This is a genomic window from Elizabethkingia argenteiflava, assembly GCF_009904105.1.
Taxonomy (GTDB): domain Bacteria; phylum Bacteroidota; class Bacteroidia; order Flavobacteriales; family Weeksellaceae; genus Elizabethkingia; species Elizabethkingia argenteiflava.
The window spans coordinates 1-1,570 of record NZ_JAAABJ010000040.1; the positions used below are offsets into that span (position 1 = coordinate 1).

At 42.7% G+C, this 1,570-nt stretch carries 1 protein-coding gene and 1 pseudogene; one reads left to right on the forward strand and one right to left on the reverse strand.

Annotation, left to right across the window (positions count from 1 at the left end; genetic code table 11):
- Positions 1–156: 156 nt before the first annotated feature.
- A pseudogene (locus tag GNY06_RS00185) lies at positions 157–1,309 on the reverse strand (IS3 family transposase).
- Here GNY06_RS00185 and GNY06_RS00190 point away from each other — a divergent pair.
- A partial coding sequence (locus tag GNY06_RS00190; protein WP_317163715.1) for a glycoside hydrolase family 19 protein occupies positions 1,309–1,570 on the forward strand: 262 nt, incomplete at its 3' end. The pseudogene GNY06_RS00185 and the gene GNY06_RS00190 overlap by 1 nt on opposite strands.

A 1,570-nucleotide genomic window follows, 5' to 3' on the forward strand; every position in this document is an offset into this window, starting at 1 on the left:
CTTTTCATGGTTTGATAATGATAGAAGGCTTTGCAGGAATTATCAACTCTTACATGAATCCTCCGAAAATATGACCAAATTATCTGCTATAAAATTATTAATCAATAAAATTTAAACAGGCTCTTAGTAATTCCGATGTTCTAGTGTAATCTTCCCTTAGCTAGCTACACCCAAAACTAAAGAATTCCAATCAGAATTGCTATTGCTATCCTGTTGGAATGTGGGAAAATCAGAGAGTTTTCCATATTTCAACAGGAACTCTGTCGGCGTTAACTGCCCCAAGGAAGAATGGGGCCTTTCATTGTTGTACATCCATGCCCACGCATCTGCGTATTTTCTTATATCAGCCAAACTGTCAAATATATAGCTATCAAGCACATCCTGTCTGAAGGTTCTGTTAAATCTTTCTATCAAACTATTTTGCGTAGGCTTGCCCGGTTGGATAAACTCCCACTGTATGTTGTGTTGCTCACCCCAGTCCCGAATGGACTCAGCGATAAACTCTGGTCCCTTGTCCGAACGGATCTTTTCGGCTTTACCACGCCACTCCAGCAGTTTTTCCAGTTCTCGGATTACCCGTTGTGCGGGTAGGCTAGTATCCACTGTAATGCAGAGCGCCTCCCTACTGAAATCGTCTATGACGTTCAATGTACGTATCGTTTCTCCACTGGCCAGCGTGTCATGCATGAAATCAAGGCTCCAAGTGATATTCGGTCCGATAGGACAGAGTAAAGGTGCTTTTATACGCGGCGGAATACGCTTCTTACGTTTGTTTCTCAGATTAAGTCTCATAGCTGTGTAAATACGATAGACACGCTTATGGTTCCACATATATTGCAAATTTCTAAGCCGGTGATACATCATCCAGAAACCCCATGTGCGGTGGAGTTCTGCCAGTTTGGAAAGCTGCTCGATGACTTCCGTATCATCTTTACGCTTTGCAAGGTAATAAAAAACAGATGTACTTAAACAGAATACTGCCGCAGGCTCATCCCAAAATCTTCGCGGGCATAACCTACAAGCTCACGCTTTTCGCCAGGCCCTAGAGCTTTTTTTCGATAACGTCTTTTAAAACTGTGATCTGTAAAGTCTGCTCGGCAACAATCTTTTTGTATTGTGCCAATTCTTTTTCCATTTCCCCAAGCTGCTTGAGCTGTGAAACCTACATCCCCGAATAATTGCTCTTACAAGAATAGAAGGTTCCTTGGCTAATGCCGTGCTCACGCCAGATATCCGAAACAGATTGAACCGCTTCATGCTCTGACAAAATCTTGATGATCTGTCGCTCGCTAAACTTACTTTTTTTCATTGTCCCTAAATTATAAAACTACATTAATAATCGTAGCTGGTTTCGGGGAAGATTACAGTGCCAGGTATATCGGTAGGGGAGCCATCCAATTAACAGGGAGGAGCAATTATACTCAATTAGCCCAAGCCACAGGCATCGATGTGGTAAGCCAACCCGAGCTATTGGAACACTTGCCTTATAAATTTACTTCAGCTCTCTATTACTGGAAAAAAAACAAGCTATCCGCTAAGCCCTCACTCCTAGCCACCAGACAGGTGATCA